This window comes from Kitasatospora sp. NPDC049258 (assembly GCF_040678895.1).
Lineage (GTDB): Bacteria > Actinomycetota > Actinomycetes > Streptomycetales > Streptomycetaceae > Kitasatospora.
On sequence record NZ_JBFAQT010000104.1, the window covers coordinates 1 to 1943 of the forward strand.

1 protein-coding gene is annotated in these 1943 nt (G+C 75.4%); it reads right to left on the reverse strand.

The window, feature by feature from the left end; translation table 11 throughout:
• The coding region (locus AB0K43_RS31380; RefSeq protein WP_363645810.1) for a condensation domain-containing protein at positions 1–1943 on the reverse strand (1943 nt) is incomplete at both ends.

Consider the following 1943-nt stretch of genomic DNA (forward strand, 5'->3'; position numbering starts at 1 on the left):
GCCAGCAGATCCGCCACCGTCGCCTCCGGCAGCACCCGACCCGTCGCCGCCCACTCCCCCAACACCGACGACCGCTCCCGCACCGTCAGCACGTCCAGGGCGCCGATCCGGCGGTCCGGGGCGGCGGCGACCTGCTCCAGCACCGCGAGCAGCCGCTCGACCAGGGCCTCGGCGGTGGTGCGCTCGTACAGGTCGGCCGCGTACTCGAAGGCGATGTCGATCTCCTCCGTGGCGGAGGTCTCCTCGAAGTTGAAGTCCAGCTCGAACTTGGCGGCCCCCAGCTCGAACGGCAGGATCCGGCTCTCCAGCCCGAGCAGGCGCCCGGCCTGGCCGTCGTTGTGCTGGTAGCCCAGCATCACCTGGAAGAGCGGGTGCCGGCCCGGCACGCGGGCCGGGTTGACGGCCTCGACCAGGCGGTCGAACGGCAGGTCCTGGTGCGCGAAGGCGGCCAGGTCGGCGTCCCGGGTGCGGGTCAGCAGCTCGGCGAAGGTCGGGTCGCCGGACAGGTCGTTGCGCAGCACCAGCGTGTTGACGAAGAAGCCGACCAGACCGTCCAGCGCGGCGTCCGAGCGGCCGGCGACGGGCGCGCCGAGCGGGATGTCGGTGCCGGCGCCGAGCCGGTGCAGCAGCGTGGCGACGGCGGCCTGGAGCACCATGAAGGTGGTGGTCCCGGTGGCCCGGGCGGCCTCCCGCAGGCCCCGGTAGACGGCCGGCGGCACCTGGGCGTACACGGTGTCGCCGCGGTGGGCGGCGACCGGCAGGCGCGGGTGGTCGGTGGGCAGCGGCAGTTCCTCGGGCAAGCCGGCCAGGGCGTCCTTCCAGTACGCGACCTGACGGGCCTGCAGGCCCTGCGGGTCCTGCGGGTCGCCGAGCAGCTCCTGCTGCCAGAGCGCGTAGTCGGCGTACTGGACCGGCAGCGGCGCCCAGGCGGGCTTGCGGCCGGCGGCGTGCGCGGTGTAGGCGGCCGTGAGGTCGTCGATGAACGGGAGCATCGACCACTCGTCGCCGGCGATGTGGTGGAACAGCAGGACCACGGCGTGGTCCTGCGGGCCGACCTCCAGCAGGGTGACCCGCAGCGGCCGTTCGGCCGCGAGGTCGAAGCCGTACCGGACGGCTGCCTCGACGTCGGCGGCCAGCGCCTGCTCCGAGGAGCGGACCACGGTGAGGGCCTCGGCCGCCGCCGGGGCGTCCAGCACCCGCTGGTGGACGGCGCCGTCGCGCTCGGTGAAGACGGTGCGCAGGCTCTCGTGCCGCTCGGTCACCGCCCGGACGGCCGCGCGCAGGGCGTCGGTGTCCAGCTCGCCGGTGACCCGGACGACCAGCGGCACGTTGTAGGTGGCCCCCGAGTCGTCCAGGTTCTGCAGGAACCACATCCGGCGCTGGGCGTGCGACAGCGGCAGGTCGGCGGGGCGCTCGCGGCGGCCGAGCGCGGGGCGGGTCTCGCCACCGGCGGCCGCCCGGTGGGCCAGACCGGCCGCGGTGGGGGCCTCGAAGAGGTCCCGGACCGTCAGCTGGCTGCCGAGCACGGTGCGGATCCGGCCGACCAGGCGGGTGGCGAGCAGCGAGTGGCCGCCGAGGTCGAAGAAGTGCTCCTCGGGGCCGACCTCGGTCAGCCCGAGCACCTCGGCGAACAGGCCGCAGAGGATCTCCTCGCGGGCGTCGCGCGGGGCGCGGCCGGTGCCGGAGCCGCTGGTGTCGGGTGCGGGCAGGGCGTTGCGGTCGAGCTTGCCGTTGACGGTCAGCGGCAGCGCGTCGAGCACGACGAACGCGGACGGGACCATGTACTCCGGCAGGCGCTGGGCGAGGTCGCTGCGCAGGGCGGCGACGTCCACGCCGTGCTGGTCGGGGACCAGGTAGGCGGCGAGGCGCTTGACGCCGGGGGTGTCCTCCCGGACCACCACGGCGGCCTGCGCCACCCCCGGGCGCTCGGCCAGCGCGTCCTC